1 protein-coding gene is annotated in these 758 nt (G+C 57.5%); it reads right to left on the bottom strand.

Annotated elements, in window-relative coordinates; all coding sequences use genetic code 11:
• Positions 1–199: 199 nt before the first annotated feature.
• The coding region (locus RMSM_RS34170; protein ID WP_040771038.1) for a succinylglutamate desuccinylase/aspartoacylase family protein at positions 200–758 on the bottom strand (559 nt) is incomplete at its 5' end.

The raw sequence follows: 758 nt of genomic DNA on the forward strand, positions 1-758 counted from the left end.
ACGATTTGGGAAGATGTCAAACAGAGCGTCCGCTGGAACGGCGAAAAGAGCTGCCCTCATTGCCAAGAATATTCGCTGAAGCAATAGGTGATGCCGGGGTCGGTTGCCGTCGGTCGTTCTCGATATTGCACAAACGCGGCCATTGCAGGTCATTCGCTACCGGACATGGCCTAACGACCACGGCCGAGGATGTGGCGACTTATGGCGACGTTTCATCGGCGGGTCGGTCGCTGGCTTCGGTAACTTGAATGTTCGTGGCGAGATGTTCGTGTGCGGTTCTCTGCACGTCGTCGCCCGCAATTTGTTTTTCGTGCCTGCGTGCCGATTTTGGATTCGCCAGCCGGCCGATATGCACCACCGGTTCACCGGGCTGCACCGCGGGCAGCGTCGTCATCCCGATCACGACCCCCGAAAAGGGTGCTTCTAAGCGGTTTTGATCTTCCGCCAACAAGTTGCTGTTGGTGGCAATCGCTTGCCCTTTGACTACCGTGTCGCCAGGTGCAACATGCATCGACATAAAACCGCCCCGCTCGGCCCGCAACCACCGTGTCTCGCGAATGATCGCCTGGGCATGTGGGATGTTCGGTTCGCCCGGCATCAAGTCAAGTTCCTTTAAACAATTGAAGATGCCACGGGTCATGCAATCGGCGACCGATGATTCCACCTTCCAAACTTCGCCTCCTTCGATGATGATTGTTGGACATCCCGCCTTGGTCGCCTCGCGTCGCAACGAGCCTTTGGGGCCCTTGCCGTGCAAG

This window comes from Rhodopirellula maiorica SM1, from assembly GCF_000346295.1.
Lineage (GTDB): Bacteria > Planctomycetota > Planctomycetia > Pirellulales > Pirellulaceae > Novipirellula > Novipirellula maiorica.